The sequence below is a fragment of the Clostridium celatum genome, assembly GCF_021412605.1.
GTDB classification, from domain to species: Bacteria; Bacillota; Clostridia; order Clostridiales; family Clostridiaceae; genus Clostridium; species Clostridium celatum.
In genome coordinates, this window is sequence record NZ_JAJKGM010000003.1 from 42,893 (window position 1) to 64,370 (window position 21,478).

Annotated in this window: 20 protein-coding genes; 18 read left to right on the forward strand and 2 right to left on the reverse strand. The window is 29.1% G+C overall.

From position 1 onward, the window contains the following. Positions 1-324 precede the first annotated feature (324 nt). The 14 genes from cysK to tpiA all read left to right on the forward strand — a co-directional run bounded on the left by cysK (position 325) and on the right by tpiA (position 14,800). A complete protein-coding gene (gene cysK, locus LPC13_RS02140; RefSeq protein ID WP_005211733.1) occupies positions 325-1,233 on the forward strand; it encodes a cysteine synthase A in 909 nt (302 codons plus the stop codon). A 185-nt stretch (positions 1,234-1,418) separates the two neighbouring features. Then, positions 1,419-2,018: a serine O-acetyltransferase EpsC gene (epsC, locus tag LPC13_RS02145; protein ID WP_005211730.1), complete on the forward strand. Its 600-nt coding sequence runs from the start codon at positions 1,419-1,421 to the stop codon at positions 2,016-2,018. A gap of 2 nt (positions 2,019-2,020) precedes the next feature. Then, the gene (gene queG / locus LPC13_RS02150; protein ID WP_005211728.1) at positions 2,021-2,995 is read left to right on the forward strand and encodes a tRNA epoxyqueuosine(34) reductase QueG; all 975 of its coding nucleotides are present in this window, start codon (positions 2,021-2,023) and stop codon (positions 2,993-2,995) included. Positions 2,996-3,072: 77 nt separating this feature from the next. After that, positions 3,073-3,780: a lysophospholipid acyltransferase family protein gene (locus tag LPC13_RS02155; RefSeq protein WP_005211726.1), complete on the forward strand. Its 708-nt coding sequence runs from the start codon at positions 3,073-3,075 to the stop codon at positions 3,778-3,780. Positions 3,781-3,864: 84 nt separating this feature from the next. Then, positions 3,865-4,506: an endonuclease III gene (gene nth / locus LPC13_RS02160; RefSeq protein ID WP_005211725.1), complete on the forward strand. Its 642-nt coding sequence runs from the start codon at positions 3,865-3,867 to the stop codon at positions 4,504-4,506. Between the two features lie 99 nt (positions 4,507-4,605). Next, entirely contained in the window at positions 4,606-5,517 is a 912-nt protein-coding gene (locus LPC13_RS02165) for a D-alanine--D-alanine ligase (protein WP_005211723.1), read from the forward strand. A gap of 163 nt (positions 5,518-5,680) precedes the next feature. Continuing rightward, the gene (locus LPC13_RS02170) at positions 5,681-6,622 is read left to right on the forward strand and encodes a glycoside hydrolase family 25 protein (RefSeq protein WP_195244898.1); all 942 of its coding nucleotides are present in this window, start codon (positions 5,681-5,683) and stop codon (positions 6,620-6,622) included. 231 nt (positions 6,623-6,853) lie between these two features. Further along, positions 6,854-8,341: a VanW family protein gene (locus LPC13_RS02175; protein ID WP_005211710.1), complete on the forward strand. Its 1,488-nt coding sequence runs from the start codon at positions 6,854-6,856 to the stop codon at positions 8,339-8,341. Between the two features lie 313 nt (positions 8,342-8,654). Further along, positions 8,655-9,116: a tRNA (cytidine(34)-2'-O)-methyltransferase gene (locus LPC13_RS02180; protein WP_040418861.1), complete on the forward strand. Its 462-nt coding sequence runs from the start codon at positions 8,655-8,657 to the stop codon at positions 9,114-9,116. Positions 9,117-9,139: 23 nt separating this feature from the next. Beyond that, positions 9,140-9,976, forward strand: a complete 837-nt coding sequence (locus LPC13_RS02185) for a DegV family protein (protein ID WP_005211703.1) — start codon at positions 9,140-9,142, stop codon at positions 9,974-9,976. Positions 9,977-10,365: 389 nt separating this feature from the next. Next, positions 10,366-11,412, forward strand: a complete 1,047-nt coding sequence (locus LPC13_RS02190) for a sugar-binding transcriptional regulator (RefSeq protein ID WP_195244897.1) — start codon at positions 10,366-10,368, stop codon at positions 11,410-11,412. 46 nt (positions 11,413-11,458) lie between these two features. After that, the gene (gap, locus tag LPC13_RS02195; protein ID WP_005211699.1) at positions 11,459-12,472 is read left to right on the forward strand and encodes a type I glyceraldehyde-3-phosphate dehydrogenase; all 1,014 of its coding nucleotides are present in this window, start codon (positions 11,459-11,461) and stop codon (positions 12,470-12,472) included. Between the two features lie 151 nt (positions 12,473-12,623). After that, positions 12,624-13,802, forward strand: coding sequence for a phosphoglycerate kinase (locus tag LPC13_RS02200; RefSeq protein WP_042398445.1), 1,179 nt, complete (start codon positions 12,624-12,626; stop codon positions 13,800-13,802). A gap of 251 nt (positions 13,803-14,053) precedes the next feature. Beyond that, positions 14,054-14,800 (forward strand): triose-phosphate isomerase, encoded by a 747-nt coding sequence (tpiA, locus tag LPC13_RS02205; RefSeq protein ID WP_005211696.1) that lies wholly within the window; start codon positions 14,054-14,056, stop codon positions 14,798-14,800. A 116-nt stretch (positions 14,801-14,916) separates the two neighbouring features. Here tpiA and LPC13_RS02210 read toward each other — a convergent pair whose 3' ends face one another. Further along, positions 14,917-15,816, reverse strand: coding sequence for a hypothetical protein (locus tag LPC13_RS02210; protein ID WP_234088505.1), 900 nt, complete (start codon positions 15,814-15,816; stop codon positions 14,917-14,919). Between LPC13_RS02210 and LPC13_RS02215 the strand changes: the two genes are divergently transcribed. From LPC13_RS02215 to LPC13_RS02230, 4 genes are all read left to right on the forward strand, one after another. After that, entirely contained in the window at positions 15,815-15,967 is a 153-nt protein-coding gene (locus LPC13_RS02215; RefSeq protein ID WP_005211686.1) for a hypothetical protein, read from the forward strand. The genes LPC13_RS02210 and LPC13_RS02215 overlap by 2 nt on opposite strands. Before the next feature lie 293 nt (positions 15,968-16,260). Next, positions 16,261-17,793, forward strand: coding sequence for a 2,3-bisphosphoglycerate-independent phosphoglycerate mutase (gene gpmI / locus LPC13_RS02220; RefSeq protein WP_195244896.1), 1,533 nt, complete (start codon positions 16,261-16,263; stop codon positions 17,791-17,793). Positions 17,794-17,930: 137 nt separating this feature from the next. Further along, a complete protein-coding gene (locus LPC13_RS02225; protein ID WP_234088507.1) occupies positions 17,931-18,797 on the forward strand; it encodes a DegV family protein in 867 nt (288 codons plus the stop codon). Between the two features lie 231 nt (positions 18,798-19,028). Next, on the forward strand, positions 19,029-19,463 hold the full coding sequence (locus LPC13_RS02230) for a GH36 C-terminal domain-containing protein (RefSeq protein WP_195244975.1): 435 nt from the start codon (positions 19,029-19,031) through the stop codon (positions 19,461-19,463). Positions 19,464-19,609: 146 nt separating this feature from the next. Here LPC13_RS02230 and LPC13_RS02235 read toward each other — a convergent pair whose 3' ends face one another. After that, positions 19,610-21,382 (reverse strand): sensor histidine kinase, encoded by a 1,773-nt coding sequence (locus LPC13_RS02235; protein WP_040418855.1) that lies wholly within the window; start codon positions 21,380-21,382, stop codon positions 19,610-19,612. Positions 21,383-21,478 lie beyond the last annotated feature (96 nt).

Genomic DNA, 21,478 nt, shown 5'->3' on the forward strand with positions numbered 1-21,478 from the left:
ATTTATCTGATGTTTAGTTACTGTAGAACTTCAAATGAAGTTAACTTAGTATGACATGGATAAATTCCTCTAAGCTTATAGTAAAGCTAAGAATCACTTTATATGAAGTGCCCTTTGGAGTTTAAGCCTGAAATAATAGTAAGGTTTTACGGTAGCACCCGTTATAGTGATCAGGTATTATTTAGTACTGTAGAATGAGGGAAATCATTATTATTATGATGGTTTAATTAGAGTGGAACCGCGAAGTAAACTTCGTCTCTATATATAGAGACGAGGTTTTTTTATATTTAAAAAATATTTAAAAACTATATTGGAGGTAGTAATATGATTTATAACAATGCAATTGAATTAATAGGGAGAACACCAATACTAAAGTTAAACAATATGGTAGATGAAAATAGTGCAGAAGTATACGTTAAGTTAGAGAAATTTAATTTAGGTGGAAGTATAAAAGATAGAGCAGCGCTTGGAATGATTGAGAAAGCTGAAGAAATGGGATTATTAAAGGAAGGTTCAGTAATTGTAGAGCCTACAAGTGGTAACACAGGGATTGCACTTGCAATGATAGGAAGAATAAAAGGTTATAGAGTAATAATAGTAATGCCGGAAACTATGAGTAAGGAAAGAAGAGATTTAATAAAGGCATATGGAGCAGAGCTTGTATTAACAGATGGTTCTAAAGGAATGAAAGGTGCAATTGAGAAAGCTACATCTCTAGTTAAAGAACATGGATATTTTTTACCACAACAATTTGAAAATGTAGCTAATCCTGAAAAACATTATGAAACAACTGCAGAAGAAATATATGAAGATATAAATGATTTAGATATATTTGTTGCAGGTGTTGGTACTGGTGGAACTATAACAGGTGTAGGAAAAAATTTAAAGCAAAAGATATCTAAAATAAATATAGTTGCAGTTGAACCAAGTAACTCACAAGTTCTTTCAGGAAAAAAACCAGGTGCACATAAAATTCAAGGAATTGGAGCTGGGTTTATACCCAAAAATTATGAAGCAGAATATGTTGATAAAGTAGTAGCAGTTGATGATAAAGATGCTATAAATACAGCAGTTGAATTTGCCAAAAAAGAAGGTGTTTTAATTGGAATATCAGCAGGAGCAGCTGTTTATGCAGCCTTACAACTTGCAAAAGAAGCTGGCAAAGGCAAGAAAGTACTAGCGATAGCTCCAGATGGCGGAGAAAAATATATTTCAATGGGAATATACGAATAATAATTATATAGAAAAGTTAAATCAGAAAAAATTATGATATAAATTCCTAATGAAATCATATTAATTTCTGGAATGGTATATTATAGTTTTTTCGATTAACTTTAGGTAGTAATAAGTAGGTAGCAATAAGTTAGAGGGGTATTGGAAAATAAATAATGGCTAAGATAATACGGAGGAGATAAAATATGAAGTTATTTGAAAATTTATCTTATGATTTGAATAGGGTTATGGAAAATGATCCAGCAGCTAGAAGTAAGATAGAGGTGTTCTTGCTTTATCCAACAATAAATGCACTTATTTCATATAGAATAGCTCACTATTTATATACAAAAAAGTTATTCTTTTTAGCTAGGCTTATTTCTCAAATATCTAGATTTTTTACAGGTATAGAAATACATCCAGGAGCAAAAATAGGAAAAGGATTAGTTATTGATCATGGAATGGGTGTAGTAATTGGTGAAACTGCAGAGATTGGTGATGATGTTCTTTTATACCATGGTGTTACTTTGGGCGGAACTGGAAAAGATAAAGGTAAAAGGCATCCTACACTGGGTAATAATGTAGTAATTGGTGCAGGTGCTAAAGTACTTGGCCCTATATATATCGGAAGTAATGCCAAAATAGGAGCTAATTCAGTTGTTTTAAAAGATGTTCCTTGTGGTGCTACAGCAGTTGGAATACCAGCAAAAAATATAGTAAAGCCCAGGAGAGAAGAAACTAGTATAATCGAGATGGGTGATTATAGAGGGAATAGTAAAAAAATATATAATGATATGGTGATTTAAATATGCTAAAGGAAAAAATCATAAACTATTGTAATTCGTTAGGATTAGATACTATTGGATTTATAGAATGTAGAAAGTTTGAAGAACTTAGAGAGTTTTTTAAATTTAGAAAAGAAAATTTATTAGAAAACGAATTTGAAGAATCAGATATAGAAAAAAGGATTAATCCTAATATATATATGGAAGATGGGAAAACTATTATTTCAATAGCTTTCCCTTATCTTTGGAAAGAAAATGATATGGATAATGGATTTTCTAAATATACAAAGGGATTAGATTATCATAGAGTAGTTAAAAGTTATTTAGATAAAATATGTATATATATAAATGAATTAGGTGGAAATGCTATCTCTTTTGTAGATAGCAACATGCTGCCAGAAAGATATATCGCTTATTTATCGGGTATCGGATTTATTGGGAAAAATAATATGATTATAACTAAGAAATATGGATCATATGTATTTTTAGGAGAAATAATAACTGACTTGGATATAAAATGCACAGATAAAAGAAAGTTTTCTGAAATTAAAATGTTTAATGAGTGTGGGGAATGTGATAATTGCTATAAAGAGTGTCCTACTAAGTCAATTAATATAAATAAGAAAAATCCTAATATATGTTCTTCATATATTACACAAAAGAAGGATTTGAATGAAATTGAAATAAAACTTTTAAAAGATAAAATTTTTGGCTGTGATATATGTCAAATAAAGTGTCCTTATAATAAAGAAGTTTATTTTTCTAATATTGAAGCTTTCAAACCTTTAGATTTTATGTGTAACGAAAAAATTGATATATATGCAGGAATGAATAATAAATTTTTCAAAGAAAATATTTCAAAAACCTCATGTGGATGGAGAGGAAAAAATGTTATAAAAAGAAATGCTATAATAAGGTTACATAATAATGGAAAAGATATAAAAAAATATGAAGGGGATTCTCCATATATAAATGAATATATTTCAAAGTTAATATAAATGAATACATTGTTTAGTATTAATTTATAAAATATAATAATCTTATCAGATGAAAAGGAAATTAGGGGGGAGTAAATTTGATATCTAAAACTACGGCAAAGTTAATAAAGCTATTACCGGAAGGTTTGGTTGTTAAAATAGCAAGGAATAAAATAAATGGATATTTAAAAAAATATGCAGATATAAAAATTGATGGTTATGAAAATATAGAAAAGGCAGAAGGTGCAAAGATTTTTATTTCCAACCATTTAAGTAATTCTGATGGATTTATTATAGAAAAAGTATTAAAAGAAAAATATGATCCTACATTTGTTGCAGGAGTTAAACTTTCAAATGATCCAGTTACGAATTTGGGAACTAAGATAGTGAAGAATATTCCTATTAAACCTAATAGTGCAGACAAAGAAGCAATAATGGCTATGATAAATGTAGTGAAGGGAGGAGAAAACTTAGTTTTATTTCCAGAAGGTACTAGAAGTAGAACAGGTTCAATGATAGAAGGTAAAAAAGGTGTGCTTTTGGTAGCTAGAATGAGTAAAGCAAATATTATACCTATATCTTTATGGGGAACTGAAAAATTACTTCCAATAAATAAAGATGGAGATATGGGAAGCGAAAAGTGGAATGAAGCTGAGGTTAATGTGAATATTGGGAAACCAATACAGTTACCTAAAAAGGAAAAAGAAGAATCAAAGCATGAATATGATGAAAGATGTTTAAGATATTTAATGGAAGCAATAGCAAAAGGGCTTCCAGAAAAATATAGGGGTGTTTATAGTAATTAGGAATTAGGATTAAATTTAATTCTAGAAATATTACAATTAAGTTAAGATGTAAAACTAAAAGTTAAAGTAAAGGTGGAATTTGTTATGAAACAGAGGACGAAAATAATATTAGAAGAATTAAAAAGAATGTATCCTGATGCTAAATGTGAATTGAATCATGAAAGTCCTTTCCAATTGTTGGTTGCAACTATTTTATCTGCTCAAACAACTGATAAAAAAGTTAATGAAGTAACAAAAGATTTATTTAAGGAATATCCTGATTTAGATGCATTTTTAACTTTATCTATCGATGAACTTGAGGATAGAATAAGGCAAATAGGGCTTTATAGAAGTAAGGCTAAAAATATAATGATAATGTGCAATCAACTTAAAAATAATTTTAATGGAGAAGTTCCAAAAACTATGGAAGAATTAGTAACGTTAGCTGGGGCAGGAAGAAAGACCGCTAATGTTGTATTATCAAATGCCTTTGGAGTACCGTCTATTGCAGTAGATACCCATGTGTTTAGAGTTTCAAATAGATTAGGACTTGCTGATTCAGATAATGTATTAGAGGTGGAAAAACAGCTTCAGGCAGAGTTGCCTAAAAAAGAGTGGAGTCTTACACATCATTTGCTTATATTTCATGGAAGAAGGTGTTGCATAGCTAGAAATCCTAAATGCAATGAATGTCCTTTGACTAATAGGTGTAAGTATTTTAAAGAAATAAGGGCTAAAAATAAGTAAATGAACATTACTTCGCAATATTTTTTTGTTATGATATAATGTTTAAGTGTTTGCAATAGTAAATTAATTTATATTAATGTTAAATAGGAGGTCTGACTAATGAAGGTTGGAGTAATAATGGGTGGAATTTCTTCAGAAAGAGAAATTTCTCTTAAAAGTGGTAATTCTATAGTTGAAAAAATAGATAAAAGTAAATATGAAATAATACCTATAGTTATTGATAAAAAAGAAGATATAATAGAAAAGGTTAAAGGTATAGATTTTGCATTATTAGCTCTTCATGGAAAATTTGGTGAAGATGGAACTGTTCAATCGGTACTTCAAACTTTAGATATACCATATTCAGGTTGTGGACCGATAAGTTCAGGAATGTGCATGGATAAGGATTTAACTAAGAGAGTTTTAAAAGCTAGTGATATTAGAACTGCAAGATGGATAAATGTATCTTCAGTTGAAGAGATAGATTATGAAAAGATAGAGGAAATGGGATATCCTGTTTTTGTTAAACCTACAAATGGTGGTTCAAGTGTAGCTACATTTAAAGTAAAAGCTAAAGAAGAAATTCAAGCTGCTGTTGAAGAAGGATTAAAATGGGATACAGAAGTTATGATAGAAGAATTTGTAGAAGGTGATGAAATAACTTGTCCAGTATTTGATGGAAAGATGTGGCCAGTTATAGCTATAAAACCACAAACGGATTTCTTTGATTACACTCAGAAGTATGCAGCTGATGGTGCAGATGAAATAGTTATTGAATTAGAGGAAAATCTTCATAAAGAAGTTGAAAAAATGGCACTAGATACTTACAAAGCTTTAAAGTGTCAAGTTTATGCGAGAGTAGATATGATTATAAATAAGCAAGGAATACCTTATATTTTAGAAGTAAATACATTACCAGGTATGACTCCGGCAAGTTTATTCCCTAAGAGTGCTGCAGCTATAGAAGTTAGTTACTCAGGGCTTTTAGATAAAATAATAGAAACTTCATTAAAAGTTGAGAGAACTATTTAATTAATAGATGATATATTGAATGAGGCCTATAGGGATAATACCTATAGGTTTTATTTATATTAGCTAATGATTATAGAATAAGAAATGTTGATTATTAATTTGTAACCATAATTAAATTGTTAAATATCATAATATCAAGGAGAATTTTTTATTGGAGGAAATTATGCAAAATAGAACTGATAAAAGTCTTTTTGGTATTGATATTAATGAATATACACAATCGGTAGATTTTTCAGTGCTTGCTACAACAATTGACTTTTTATACTTAAGGTCATCAGGATCAGCAACAGGTAGATTTAGAGTGGATAGAAAGTTTATAGAGTTTGCAAAACAAGCAAGAGATTTTAAAATTCCTGTAGGAGCATATCATTTTGGGGTACCAAGTGCAGATTTAACAACAGCAGATTCACAATGTGACGATTTTATAAATATATTACAACAAGGTTTTGGAAATAAGGATTATGGAGATTTATTTCCAGTTTTAGATGTAGAGACACCTACAGATAAATCTATTACAACAACTACATTAATTGATTGGATAGATAGATTTAGAAAGAGATTTGAGAAAAAAACAAGAAGAAGACTTATGCTTTATACTGGAGTATTTTTTGTTCAGCTTTATGATAATTTCTTTATACCAAATAGAGGATATCCATTGAAGAATATGATTTTATGGATTGCTTTATATACATCTATTCCAGGAAATCCACCAATACCACCTGATGTAGGAGGTTGGACAAGATGGAGAATTTGGCAATACAGTGAAGAAGCAAGTGTTGGGGGTGTTGGAAATCCTGTAGATGCAAATTGGGGTCCTGATAGTATTGACTTGTTAACTCAACCTAGAGATGTAACAGGGCTTAGTGTTACTAGAAAGGGAAATGTTATAAATGTTACTTGGAATAAGAATACTGATACAGATTTGCTAGGATATAATATATTTGCAAATAATTATTGGATTGGAACAGTTGATGCAAAAGATACTAGTTTTAGTATTCAAGTTAAAAACTTACCTTTCAATGTAACAGGTCCGGTAAAAATAAGTATTGAAGCTTTTGATTATGATGGAGAGACATCAAAGAAGAGAAGTAGTATGACTGTATAAAAGTAACAAGAGTTTTTTCTGAATTTAAGATGAAACAATAATGAAAAATAATGCAAGTTACAAATTTTTATGTTTTATCTTACATTTAGAGAGAATTCTTGTTAAAATAATGTATAGGGAAACGATGGTAAAGATATTTTATTAATTGTATTAGTATTAATAATAGAATATAATATAAAAGATACGTATATCATTAAGAAAAAACATATATGGGGAGGAGTAAAGCTTTTTATGGAAAAGGATAATAATATCAATAAAAAAAGTGTTGCTTTTTACAAAAATAAAAAGAATATACTTATAGCTTCAGGAGTTCTAGTGTTAGCTTTAGGTGTAACATTTGGTTATGTAATGAATGTAAAAGGTAAAGTTGATTCATGGGAAGATAAGATATATCCAGGGGTACAAGCTTATGGCTTAGATTTAGGTGGAAAAACTAAAGAAGAAGCTGTTAACATATTAAATAATGAGTTAGTTACTTTAATAGGTAATAAAACTATAACAGTATCTGTTGGAGATAGAAACTTTGAAATTAAATATTCTGATTTAAATCCAACTGTAAATGCAGAAGAAACTGTAGTAAATGCATTAGAATATGGAAAAGAAGAAGGAATGTTTAGTAAGAAATCTATGATTGAAGATGGGGTAGAGTATCAAGTAGAACCAGTACTATCATATAATGAAGAAAAATTAAAAGAGTTCGAAAATGATATTGAATCACAAGTAGACATAGCCGCAGTTAATGCTAGTATAACTATAAATTCAGGGCAAATATCTATTACACCAGAACAAAATGGTAAAAAGATAGATTCAGAAGAATTACATAATAAACTAATTGAGTGTATAAATCCTAATCCTACATCTAATGAAAGTGTAGCTGTAGAATTAAAAGAGTATGCTCCGAGAATAACATCAGCTGAGTTAGCTAAGATTGACGGTAGAATATCGCAATATATTGATACTTATAGAAATGATGGTAGTGGAAGAGTTACAAATATGGAATTAGCTACAGGGTTTGTAAATGGAACACTTTTAATGCCAGGAGATGAATTTAGTTATAACCAAACTATAGGTGAAACTACTGCTGATAGAGGTTATAAAGAAGCTAATACATATGTAGGTGGAAATGTTGTACCAGGATATGGTGGAGGAGTATGTCAAATATCTACTGCATTATATAGAACAGCTATGAGAGCTAATTTAAAATCATCTTTAAGATATAACCATTCAATGATGGTTGGATATTCTGAAGCAAGCTTAGATGCAACAGTAGCAGAAGGGGACATAGATTATAGATTTATTAATACATATGATTTCCCAATTTATATAGAAGGATATATGACTGGTAGTACTATAGTTTTCAATATTTATGGAAATGTTGAAGGTATGGCTGGAAAGACATATGAACTTGTAAATGAAGTGATTGATAAATATGACTATACAACAGAATATGTTGATGATCCAACATTGGCAGAAGGTCAACAAGTTACAAAGAGTGGAGGAGCAGCTGGATATAAATCTAATGGCTATCTAGTAACTTATGAAAATGGTGTTGAAGTAAATAGAGAATTAGTTTCAACTGATATATATCAACCAATGAATGCTGTTGTTTTAAGAGGTACTAAAAAAGCTACACAAGCACCGGTTCAAGAAGAAAGTAAAAATGAGCAACAAACAACAGAAGGTGAGCAACAATCACAACAAACTTCTGAAGCGCAATAATAAAGTAATAAAAAATATGTATCAAAAGTTATTTTGATACATATTTTTTTGCTTATTTTAAGAAATATAGCAATTATGGTGTTTATAGTAATATAAACAATGTAGTAGTGAAGAGTGCATATGAATTTGTGTTAAATTAGGGTAAGTAATAAAATTGTACTAAAGTAATAATTATTAAATACCATATATTAAAAGTTAATAAACTGTAAAAAACTTTGACTAATAAATATAGATATAGTATCATTTAAATTATAAAGATTATTGTAGAGTAAGGTGTAAAGCATCTTACTTTTTGTTTTGGAGGGTGAATTCCTTGAATTTAAATATAGTTTTATATCAACCAGAAATACCACAAAATACAGGGAATATAGCAAGAACTTGTGTTTTAACTGATTCAACACTTCATCTAATTAAGCCTCTAGGTTTTAGTATAGATGATAAAGCTGTTAGAAGATCAGGATTAGATTATTGGAAAGATTTAAAGTTAGAAGTACATGAATCATATGAAGATTTTATGGCTAAATACGGAGATAGAAGAATATTTTTATCAACCACTCATGGAGGAAATATATATTCTGATGAGAAATTTCAAGATGGTGATTTTATAATGTTCGGAAGAGAATCATCAGGAGTTCCAGAAGAGGTTCATAATGCACATAGTGGAATAAGAGTTCCAATGGTACAAACAAGTACTAGAAGTTTAAACTTATCAAATACAGTTGCGATAATAGCATATGAAGCATTAAAACAAATAGGATTTCCAAATATGAAATAATAATAATAAAAGGGGGTACTACTATGGAAAAAATAAAAATTATTACTGATAGTACTTTAGATTTGCCAGTTTCTCTTATTAGAGAGAAAGATATAGAAGTTTTACCACTTCTTATTAACTTTGGAGAAGAGAGTTATTTAGATGGAGTAGAAATAACTACTCATGAGATGTTAGAAAGAATGGAAAAAGAAAATGTGCTTCCAACTACAGCTCAAGTAACACCAAATAGATTTGAAGACACATTTAAAAAATACTTAAATGAAGGATACAAAATAGTTACGTTAACTTTATCATCAGAAATGAGTGGTACTTATCAATCTGCATGTATTGCTAAGAATATGTTAGAAAGCGATGATATAGTAGTTATTGACTCAAGAAATGTTACTTCAGGGCTAGGGGTACTTGCTTTAAAGGCTTGTGAATTCAGAGATAATGGAGATAGTATTTTTGAAATTGAAGAAAAAATAAAAAATATAATTCCAAAGGTAAAAAGTTCATTAGGATTTGAATCACTTGAAAACTTAGTTAGAGGTGGAAGATTATCTAAAACTGCAGGTACTATAGGTAGTGTTTTAGGTTTAAGACTTATATTAGAAGTTAAAGAAGGACAAATGGCAGTTAAAGATAAAGTTAGAGGAAGTAAAAAAGCTTTAAAGAAAATTATTTCTGACTTTGAAAGTGCAAATGTAGATTTTAACTCACCAATAGTTATAGATGAAATATTAAATGAGGAAATTTTTGAAGGTCTTAAAAAATATTTTGAAGAAAAAAATATAGAATATATTCATGGTATTGTTGGGTGTACTGTAGGGATACATTCTGGTACAAGAGCTTGTGGAATATTCTTTATTGAAAAATAATAAGAAGCTATTATATTGATATTTTTGATTATATTTTATTTAAAATAGAAGCTATAAATTTATAGCTTCTATTTTTTCGTGTGTTAAAAATTAAAAGATGAATAGATATAAAAATATAAGGACAAAATATTATAGAAAATTAAAAGTGAAAATAATAGTATTAGAAAAAATATATTATAAGAGTAATTTTGAAATTACATAAAAAGTAAAAAAAGACAACGAAAATTATAATAAAAAAATAAAAAATAGTAGAAAACATTAAAAAAGGAAAAATAATTTAAAAAAAGTTCTTTTAAAGACTTTTAAATTTTTAATATATGATTTATAATAATAGATGTGGGACATAAAAGTCATTGCTGGGACGTTTTTAGTCCAAAGGAGGATCTAGAGTGCAGGAAATATTAGATTTGCAAAGAAAGATAGTTCCTGAGCTGGTGGAAGTCCTAGAAAAACGTTATAATGTTTTGAGAACAATATATTATAACCAACCCATTGGAAGAAGAATGCTCGCAAGTGAACTTGATCTTGGCGAAAGAATAGTAAGAAATGAAATAAATCTATTAAAGGCGCAAAATTTAATAGAAATTAATACTCCAGGTATGACGGTAACAAAAGAAGGACAAGATGTCTTAGAAGGATTACATGAATTCATACATAAAATAAAGGGACTAAATGACCTTGAGGAGTATATAAAAGCATTTTTAGGGCTTAAAGATGTTATAATAGTTCCTGGAGATGTTGATGAAAATCCATCAGTTTTAAAGGAATTAGGAAAAGCAGCCGCTAATTATGCAAAAAATATAATAAAAGATAAAGATATAATCGCCATTACTGGAGGAAGCACAATAAAAGAAGTTGTTGAAGCTTTTCCAAAGGTAAGTAATCTATCTGATATTCTTGTTATTCCAGCACGAGGTGGAATGGGAAGAAAAGTAGAAAGTCAAGCTAATACTTTGGCTGCATCTTTAGCAAAGAAGGTTAATGGAACGTATAAGTTGTTACATATACCTGAAAATGTTAGTTTGGATGTATTAGAAGGATTACTTAAGGAAAAACAAATTAAAGAGGTTATTGAAAATATTCATAATGCTAACATTTTAATATATGGAATTGGTAATGCAATACATATGGCTAAAAAAAGAGGCTCATCTGAAGAATATATAAATAATCTTGAAAAATTAGGCGCTGTTGGAGAAGCATTTGGGTGTTATTTTAATAAAGACTCAAAGGTAGTTTCACAAAATAATCCTATTGGAATTAATATTAATGATGCAAAGAAAATTAATACGCATATTGCTGTTGCAGCAGGAAAGAATAAAGTAGAAGCTATAATTGCAACTGAAATGTATAATACTAATGCTGTATTAGTAACAGATGAAGCAGTAGGCAGAAAAATTGCTGAGTTAATAAAGTCTAATTTAATTAATAAGATTTAAAATTTAATTTTAAATATATAATATCTATTTTTAGGAGGGAATTGTAATGGTAAGAGTTGCAATCAATGGATTTGGACGTATAGGACGTCTTGCATTTAGACAAATGTTTGGAGCTGAAGGGTATGAAATAGTTGCTATCAACGATTTAACAAGCCCAAAAATGTTAGCTCATTTATTAAAATATGATTCAGCACAAGGAAGATACGCTTTAGGTGATACAGTTGTTGCTGGAGAAAATTCTATCACAGTTGATGGAAAAGAAGTTAGAATATATGCTGAAGCTGATGCTTCTAAATTACCATGGGGAGAAATTGGTGTTGACGTAGTTTTAGAATGTACTGGATTCTACGTATCAAAAGCTAAATCTCAAGCTCATATCGAAGCAGGTGCTAAGAAAGTTGTTATATCAGCTCCAGCTGGAAACGACCTTCCAACAGTTGTATTCAACGTAAACCAAGATATATTAACTGCTGAAGATAACATAATCTCAGCTGCATCTTGTACTACAAACTGTTTAGCTCCAATGGCTAAAGCTTTAAATGACTATGCTACAATCCAATCAGGAATAATGTCAACAATCCACGCTTACACTGGAGACCAAATGATCTTAGATGGTCCTCAAAGAAAAGGTGATTTAAGAAGAGCTAGAGCTGGGGCTGTTAACATAGTACCTAACTCAACTGGAGCTGCTAAAGCTATCGGATTAGTTATTCCAGAATTAAACGGAAAATTAATCGGTTCTGCACAAAGAGTACCAGTTCCAACAGGATCAAGCACAATCTTAGTTGCTGTTGTTAAGGGTGAAAATGTAACTGTAGAAGGAATCAACGCTGCTATGAAAGCTGCTTCAAACGAATCATTCGGTTACACTGAAGAAGAATTAGTTTCTTCAGACATCATCGGAATCAAGTACGGTTCATTATTCGATGCAACTCAAACAATGGTATCTGAAATCGGAGAAGGATTATACCAAGTTCAAGTTGTTTCATGGTATGACAACGAAAACTCATACACTAGCCAAATGGTTAGAACTATTAAATACTTCGCTGAATTAGCTTAATTTTTAATAGATAATTATATACGGATTAGATGCTTATAAAAGCACTCTTATAAGATCCTAAAAACGGGTCCGGTCTCTAAGGCATACTTATAAGACCGGGCCTATTTTAAAATTATGAAGAAAACGATAAAAAATTTATGAGGTGAAGAAAATGAGCTTTAATAAGAAGACAATTGAAGATGTTCAAGTTAATGGTAAAAGAGTTTTAGTAAGATGTGACTTTAACGTTCCATTAAAAGATGGTGTTATCACTGATGAAAATAGATTAGTAGGAGCTCTTCCAACAATTAAATACTTAGTTGAAAATGGAGCTAAGGTTATACTTTGCTCACACTTAGGAAAAGATGCTTCTAAGACTTTAGCACCAGTTGCTGTAAGATTAAGCGAAATGTTAGGTAAAGAAGTAGTTTTTGCTAGAGATGAAGAAGTTGTTGGAGAAAATGCTAGAAAAGCTGTTGCTGATATGAAAGACGGAGACGTTGTATTATTAGAAAACACTAGATGCAGAAAAGAAGAAACTAAGAACGGAGAAGAATTATCTAAAGAATTAGCTTCTTTATGTGATATCTACGTTAATGATGCATTCGGAACTGCTCACAGAGCTCACTCTTCAACTGAAGGAGTTACTAAATTCGTAGATACAGCTGTATGCGGATACTTAATTCAAAAAGAATTAAAGTTCTTAGGAGAAGCTGTAAATAACCCAGTTAGACCTTTCGTAGCTATATTAGGTGGATCAAAGGTTTCTGATAAAATTGCTGTTATCAACAACTTATTAGAAAAAGTTGATACAATCATCATTGGTGGAGGAATGGCTTACACATTCTTAAAAGCTCAAGGATATGAAATCGGAACTTCTTTATGTGAAGATGACAGAATGGACTACGCTAAAGAAATGATCGCTAAAGCTGAAGCTAACGGTGTTAAATTCTTATTACCAGTAGACCACAGAATTGCTGATGGATTCAAAGATGTTGAAGCTACAGTTACTGAAGATCAAAACATTCCAGCTGGATTCATGGGATTAGATATCGGACCTAAGACAGAAGCTTTATATGCTGATGCAATTAAAGATGCTAAGACTGTTATCTGGAATGGACCAATGGGAGTATTCGAATTCGAAAACTTCAACAAGGGAACAATTGCAGTTGCTAAGGCTATGGCTGATGCAGATGCTACAACAGTTATCGGTGGAGGAGACTCAGCTGCTGCTGTTAATATCTTAGGATTCGGAGATAAGATGACTCACATCTCTACAGGTGGTGGAGCTTCATTAGAATTCTTAGAAGGTAAAACTTTACCAGGAATCGCTGCTTTAAACGATAAGTAAGCCTCTAAATCTGTGATTTAGATAGGCGAACTTACTCATACGAACGAAAGTGAGTAGGAGTTTCCTATAAAGATTCCAAATTTTTGATTTGGTTAGTTTAAGCTATGCAATGGTGTACACCTACGAGCATAAGGGAGTAGGTGCTTCATTTAAAAATTGCAAGTATAATAAAAATAGATTTAAAGGTTATGAATGAAGCCTAGACTTCATTCATAATTAATTATTTTAAAATAAATTATGAGGTGAATATAATGAGAAAAGCTATTATCGCTGGAAACTGGAAAATGCACTATACTCCAGAAGAAGCTGTTAAAGTTATAAATGAATTAAAACCATTAGTTAAGGATGCTACTTGTGATGTAGTAGTTTGTCCTACTTTTGTTTGCTTAGATGCTGTATTAAAAGCAGTTGAAGGATCAAACATCAAAGTTGCTGCTCAAAACATGCACTTTGAAGAAAAAGGAGCTTTCACTGGTGAAGTTGCTCCAGGAATGTTAGAAGCTATGGGTGTTAGCTATGTTGTTTTAGGACACAGTGAAAGAAGAGAATACTTCAATGAAACTGATGAAGCTTTAAATAAGAAGGTTAAGGCTGCTTTCGCTCACAACTTAACTCCAATCCTTTGCTGTGGAGAATCTTTAGAGCAAAGAGAAAACGGAACAACTAACGAAGTTGTTGGAGCTCAAATTAAAGCTGATTTAGAAGGTTTAGCACCAGAACTAGCAGAAAAAGTTGTTATAGCTTACGAACCAATCTGGGCTATTGGAACTGGTAAAACTGCTACTGATGAACAAGCAAACGAAACAATAATGGCTGTAAGAAGCGTTGTTGCTGAAATGTTTGGTCAAGAAGTTGCTAACAAAGTAAGAATCCAATACGGTGGATCAGTTAAACCTGGAACTATAAAAGCTCAAATGGCTCAATCTGATATCGATGGAGCTTTAGTTGGTGGAGCTAGCTTAGTTGCTACTGATTTTGCACAAATCGTAAACTATTAATAGAAGAAATACTTCAAAGTAATATATTTTACTTTGAAGTATTTTTTTTAATATAATATAAAAGTTTATCTGAAATTATTAGAGAAGATAATGGAATATTAGCATTAACAAACACTTTAAGTAGTATGATTTTCATTTATTAGAATTTCATTTATCTTAATTATATAATTATTATAATCATTAAGTTGAGATAGCTGTATTGATAAATTATTCAATGCAGCTTTTAAATTTGCAATACGAGAATAAATATCTAATGATTCTTTGGATAAGTTACTTAAATATATTTTTTCAATAGAAGAAAATTCATTTATTATTGAATTAAGTTGATTACTACAAAGCTCGCACTTATTAGAAAGAGTAGAACTATTAAAAGATGATATATGAATGTAATTAAGTAATACAGCATTTTCGATTAATTGTTCTCTAACTTCTTTGAGGCTCTCTGCATTATTCTCAAAGTTAAAAAACTTTTCAAGAGTTACAATTGAAGGGGTGATACCTTCACTATCTGTATTAGAATTAGATGTAGATGAATCATTAGAAGTGCTAGAATTAATATCAGCGGAAAAATTAGAGTTAACTTTTAATAATTTTTTAGCAAAAATTGTTGGTAGAGCTAATAGTGCTGTAAAAATACTACTAATCCAATTGACAATACTTTTTTGACTACTTATAGATTCAGCAATTGAGTCACTTGAATCATTTAGGATATCTCTATGGGAAGAAATAATATTGCTAACTGTATGAAGAATTTTTAATTTTGCATTATTAGAACTTATTACTTGAGATTCAAATTCAGAATTTGCAGGGTATGATATTGTACTATTAAATATAGATGCATTAATTGAATCATAGTCATTAATTAAATCATCTAAGGTGGTTTTATCTTCATTTGAAATCATATTATCGGTTAAAAGTGAATCAGTTGCAGTATAAGCAGCTGCTAAATAGTTATTATAATCATTTTTATATTTTGAGTTACCTGTCATTAAAAAAATTTCTTGAGAATTACTCATGTTAGTTATAGTAGTTTTAAAGTTATCTAATTCTATTATTGTATTTCTTATATTTGATGAATTGTTTATGGCATTAGATAATGATGAGTTTTTAATAAACATAAAAACATTTAAAGATATAACTAGAGCTATACTAATGGTTATAATATAAATTATTAGCTTTTTTATAGTATTACATCCTTTAAATTAGTATAAAATATTATATGAACAGTATTGAATAAGTGTTTTTAAAAATAAAAAGCAAATTATCAGAAAATTTTTTAGACAAACGTTTACAAAAATCTCTATATATTGTTTAGTAATAATAATTATAGTATAATAAACATGGTTCAATTAAGGACACTAATGACAAGTGAGATTCAAGGAGAATTAAATTGCATAATGAAACTCACAAAGTTATAAGTTCTTTGAAACTAAAAAGTATTTATATATTTGGAGGGAATTATGGCGAAGAAACCTGTAATGTTAATGATATTAGACGGATTTGGAATAGCTCCAGAAAGTGATGGGAATGCAGTAGCTGCTGCTAAAAAACCAAACTATGATAAATTAGTTGCGAATTATCCTCACTCACAATTACAAGCAAGTGGAATGTTTGTTGGATTACCAGATGGACAAATGGGTAACTCAGAAGTTGGACATTTAAATATTGGTGCAGGAAGAATTATATATCAAGAATTAACTAGAATAACTAAGGAAATAAACGAAGGTGGATTCTTTAAGAATGAAGCATTATTAGAAGCTATGGAAAATGCTAAGAAAGATAATAATGCATTACATTTAATGGGATTATTATCTGATGGTGGAGTTCACTCTCATATAGATCATTTAAAAGGATTATTAAAATTAGCTAAAGAAAATGAAGTTAAGAACGTATATGTTCACTGCTTCATGGATGGTAGAGATGTTGCTCCAGGTTCAGGAAAAGATTTCGTAGTAGAACTTGAAAACTACATGGCTGAAATTGGAGTTGGTAAGATAGCTACTATTTCAGGTAGATATTATGCAATGGATAGAGATAATAGATGGGAAAGAGTACAATTAGCTTACGATGCAATGGTACTTGGAAAAGGTGAAACTGCTACATCTGCTGTAGAATGTATGGAAAAATCATACCATGATAACAAAACAGATGAGTTCGTATTACCATGCGTTATCGAAACTAACGGAGCTCCAACTGGAACAATCAAAAATGGAGATTCAGTAGTATTCTTCAACTTCAGACCTGATAGAGCTAGAGAAATAACTAGAGCTATAAACGATAAAGAGTTTGCAGGGTTTGAAAGAGAAACATTAAATTTAACATTTGTAACAATGACTCAATACGATAAAACTTTAGAAGGCGTTTTAGTTGCTTATAGACCAGAAGCTATCACAAACACTTTAGGTGAATATGTTGCTTCTAAGGGATTAAATCAATTAAGAATAGCAGAAACTGAAAAGTATGCTCACGTTACATTCTTCTTCAATGGTGGTGTTGAAAAAGAAAACGAAGGTGAAGATAGAGCTCTTATTGCATCTCCAAAGGTTGCAACTTATGACTTAAAACCAGAAATGAGCGCACCAGAATTAACTGATGAATTAATAAACAGATTAGATTCAGGTAAATATGATATGATCATATTAAACTATGCTAACCCAGATATGGTTGGACATACTGGAGTAATGGAAGCTGCTAAGGCTGCAGTTGAAGCTGTAGATACATGCTTAGGTAGAGTTGTTGATAAAGTTTTAGAATTAGATGGAACAGTATTTATAACTGCTGACCATGGAAATGCCGAAACTATGATCGATTTCTCAACAGGAAATCCATTTACAGCTCACACAACTGATCCAGTTCCATTTGTATGGGTATCTAATCATACAGAAGGAAAGACTTTATCAGATGGTAAATTAGCTGATATAGCACCTACAATGTTAACAGTAATGGGATTAGAAGTTCCAGCTGAAATGACAGGTGAATCTTTAATAAAATAGTATTTAAGGAGAGGGCTACCCCTCTCTTTTTTTGTTGAAAAAAATATTTGGCAATCAAAAGATTTGACAATATTAATGTTTCTGTATATAATTGCTTTAAAACAAAACTAATATAAATTTAGTGGAGGATGAAGATTATGGGAATAAAGATATTAACTGATTCAGCATGTGATTTAACAAGAGAATATATAGAAAATAACAATATAGGATTACTTTCATTAATATTAAATTTAAATGGGAAGTTAATAAAAGATGATTTAGGACAAACTCTGAGCTATAAAGATTTCTATAACAAGATGAGAGAAGGTGCAACACCTACAACATCTCAAATAAATGCTCATGAATTTGAAGAAGAATTTACTAAGCATATAAAGAATGGAGATTCAATAATTTATATATCAATATCTTCAAGTTTAAGTGGTACTTTTAATAGTGCCAATATAGCAAAAAATATTTTACTAGAAGAATATCCAGATGCAAATATTTTGTTAGTTGATTCATTAAGTGTTTCTGTTGGACAAGGTTTTCTAGTTAGTAAGGCATGTGAAATGAGAGATGAAGGTAAAAGTGTAGAAGAAATAGTTAATTGGCTTGAAGAGAATAAGAGAAAAGTAGTACACTCAATAATAATAGATGATTTAAATCATTTAAAAAGAGGTGGGCGTATTTCAGGGGCAACTGCAACTATTGGAGGTCTTTTAAATATTAAGCCAACATTATATATAGATGATGAAGGAAAATTAGTACAAGGTGAAAAAATTAAAGGTAAGAAAAAGGCTTTAAGGTTTTTAGCTAATGAAGTTAAGGAAAAAGCGATAAATACTAAAAATGAAACTTTATATATATGTCATGGAGATTGCTTAGAAGAAGCAGAGACTTTAAGGGATATTATATTAGAAGAACAAGAATTTAAAAATGTAGTTGTAAACTATGTTGGAAATGTAGTGGGAGCACATGCAGGACCAGGAGTTTTAGCAGCATTGTTTTTAGGGAGTAATAGATAGAAATAATAGTAAAAAAATAAGGATGTTATATCAAAAAAAATTGGTATAGCATCTTTTTGTTAATGACATTATAAAAAATATAATATATATGGATATTATTGCAATAAATTATAAAAAAATATTGATTAATAGATGAATATACGATATGCTATAGGTAAACGTTAACAAGAGTGCGATTAATTAGTTAATATATATTGGAATTTTAAATAATAAAGATAGTGGGAGTCAAATATGGGTGTAAGAATTATAGAAAATAGCGGTATGTTTAGTTTAAAAAATGAAATGATGTATATAAATAAAAATAGAGTTATATTAGATAAGGAAACTGTTAAGGGAAAGCTAGAAAGACACAATATAAGTATTGATATAATAAATAATGGGAATTATTATCTTATAAAGAATTCTACAAGAAACAATACTTTAGAATATTGGGAAGTTATCTCTAAAGATAAATCAGAAGTTTTACTTATATTCAATGATAGTCAAATAGAAAATAGTTATAATTGCAAAAGAATAAGATTAAAGGGATTAAATGAAGATGCAGTATATGTGAATAAGGACACTAATGAAGTATTTTTAGGTGGAGCATTAATGTATTGTGGAGTAAATATAAAAAAGCTATATGAAAATTACAATGGTAATATAGTTCATTTAAAAAGGTTATAATATATGTTTAAATATAAAAGTTAAGCTATAAGAAAATCAAAAAATAAGATTTTCTTATAGCTATTTTTTATTGCTTAAACGACTATATAAGAAATGGTGATATTATTAATTCTTATATTTGATGGAATGATACCAAGGTTAAGTAATTATTTTATTATAAATGGTAGAGTTAATACCATTGATGTTCCATTTCCTTCTATGCTAAAAATCTCAAGACCATAATTTTCACCGTAATTAAGTTTTAATCTTTTATTTATATTTCTTAATGCAATACCATTAAAGTTATGGTTTTTATCATTTATATAATCATTTAAATCTTGTAATTTTTCTTCAGGTATACCAATTCCGTTATCAGATATTGTTAATAAAAGATTATTATTTACCTTTGACCCTTGAATTATTATTTTACCGTTGCCACTACATTCACTTAATCCGTGATAAATGGCATTTTCTATTAAGGGTTGAATTATCATTTTAATTATTTCACAAGATAATAGTTCATCTGAAACCATATTTTCAATAGTGAATAATTGGTCAAATCTTATTTTTTGTAAATAGATATAATTATCTATAATTTTTAGCTCTTCTTTTAATGTCACAGTATTAATTCTACGGTTCATGCTATATCTAATTATTTCACCAAAGTATTCTGCCATAGTTGATGTTTCTATATCGTCATTTATTTCAGCCATCATATGAATAGATTCTAATGTATTATATATAAAATGAGGATTTATTTGATTTTGTAATTGTTGTAACTCTAATTCTTTATGTTCAAGAGCATTTTTATAGTTGATATTAATTAAATAATTTATTCGATTTTTCATTTTATTATAAGAGTTAACTAAAAAACCTATTTCATCATCTTTATCATAAATAATTTTTGTATCAAGGTTTTTTTCTAAATTACTTGATTTCATATTTTTAGCTAATGATTCAATTGGATTAAATATTCTATTTTTTAAGAATAAATAAAGTATAGCTGACATAATCAAGAAGAATATTAAATTAATAAAGAAAAACATCATATATAGTGTGTTTAAGTTAAAAGCATCTGATTTTTTTATTGTATTTATAAGTATCCAATCATAAAATTGAATATAATTATAAGTTACTATATAGCTAGTATCTTTGTACATATATTCAATCTGAGGTTCTGTATTAGTAGTTATAAGTTGTGTATTTTGATATAAATCATTGAATAGTGGATTTTTATTAGTTTCTGCTATTAACTGGCCATCTGAATCATAAAGTGAAAGAATTTGATTATTAAATGCTATGTCATTATTTAATAAATTTAAAATTTTATCAGTAGGAATTGTAATTAACAATAATCCAGTTATTTCATTTGATGATATATCAATAATTTGTCGTGTTAGAGCAATTAAATTTTCGTTACTAGAAGTATTAACATCAACAATACTTTTAATATTAATATTGCTAAATATGGAAGTTGAGTTATCGGATTGAATACTTTTTAGAAACCACCACTCTAAAGATGGATTTATTAATATATCTGTAGAGGTATTTCTAGAAGCGAATGTACCACGGCCTTTTAAATCATATATGTAAGCTCCATTTATTGAATCGTTTTGAATTAAAATCATTTCGCAAAGATGTTTTAAATAATTATAATTATTTATATCAAGAACATTATCTGATCTAAGGATATTATGTAAGTTTGATATTTCTGGTATAAGTAATGGATACTTGGACACATCAGAAATACTATTAATCTTTTCAGATATTTGTTTACTTAAACTAAGATTGAAATTTTTAATGAGTTTTTCTGTTTTTAAAGATTCATATTTAGAATATGAGTATAAATTTAAAATAGTAAATATGAAAAAAATTAAATACAAAGTTGCAAAAATTGATAGTGTTAACTTCTTTATAGAAGAATTTTTAATTAAAGTCATGTGATCCCCCAATAAATAAATTCCTAAAAATATATAATTACAATATGTAAACATTTAATGTATAATACTAATATATATCAATTAGTAAGTTTATTC

Coding starts and splice junctions, on each gene's coding strand:
- nth (WP_005211725.1), top strand. CDS start 3,865: ATGAAACAGAGGACGAAAATAATATTAGAAGAATTAAAAAGAATGTAT.
- epsC (WP_005211730.1), top strand. CDS start 1,419: ATGAAGTTATTTGAAAATTTATCTTATGATTTGAATAGGGTTATGGAA.
- LPC13_RS02215 (WP_005211686.1), top strand. CDS start 15,815: ATGTTAGTTATAGTAGTTTTAAAGTTATCTAATTCTATTATTGTATTT.
- LPC13_RS02225 (WP_234088507.1), top strand. CDS start 17,931: ATGGGAATAAAGATATTAACTGATTCAGCATGTGATTTAACAAGAGAA.
- gpmI (WP_195244896.1), top strand. CDS start 16,261: ATGGCGAAGAAACCTGTAATGTTAATGATATTAGACGGATTTGGAATA.
- LPC13_RS02170 (WP_195244898.1), top strand. CDS start 5,681: ATGCAAAATAGAACTGATAAAAGTCTTTTTGGTATTGATATTAATGAA.
- cysK (WP_005211733.1), top strand. CDS start 325: ATGATTTATAACAATGCAATTGAATTAATAGGGAGAACACCAATACTA.
- tpiA (WP_005211696.1), top strand. CDS start 14,054: ATGAGAAAAGCTATTATCGCTGGAAACTGGAAAATGCACTATACTCCA.
- LPC13_RS02230 (WP_195244975.1), top strand. CDS start 19,029: ATGGGTGTAAGAATTATAGAAAATAGCGGTATGTTTAGTTTAAAAAAT.
- LPC13_RS02200 (WP_042398445.1), top strand. CDS start 12,624: ATGAGCTTTAATAAGAAGACAATTGAAGATGTTCAAGTTAATGGTAAA.
- LPC13_RS02175 (WP_005211710.1), top strand. CDS start 6,854: ATGGAAAAGGATAATAATATCAATAAAAAAAGTGTTGCTTTTTACAAA.
- LPC13_RS02165 (WP_005211723.1), top strand. CDS start 4,606: ATGAAGGTTGGAGTAATAATGGGTGGAATTTCTTCAGAAAGAGAAATT.
- LPC13_RS02235 (WP_040418855.1), bottom strand. CDS start 21,382: ATGACTTTAATTAAAAATTCTTCTATAAAGAAGTTAACACTATCAATT.
- gap (WP_005211699.1), top strand. CDS start 11,459: ATGGTAAGAGTTGCAATCAATGGATTTGGACGTATAGGACGTCTTGCA.
- queG (WP_005211728.1), top strand. CDS start 2,021: ATGCTAAAGGAAAAAATCATAAACTATTGTAATTCGTTAGGATTAGAT.
- LPC13_RS02185 (WP_005211703.1), top strand. CDS start 9,140: ATGGAAAAAATAAAAATTATTACTGATAGTACTTTAGATTTGCCAGTT.
- LPC13_RS02210 (WP_234088505.1), bottom strand. CDS start 15,816: ATGAGTAATTCTCAAGAAATTTTTTTAATGACAGGTAACTCAAAATAT.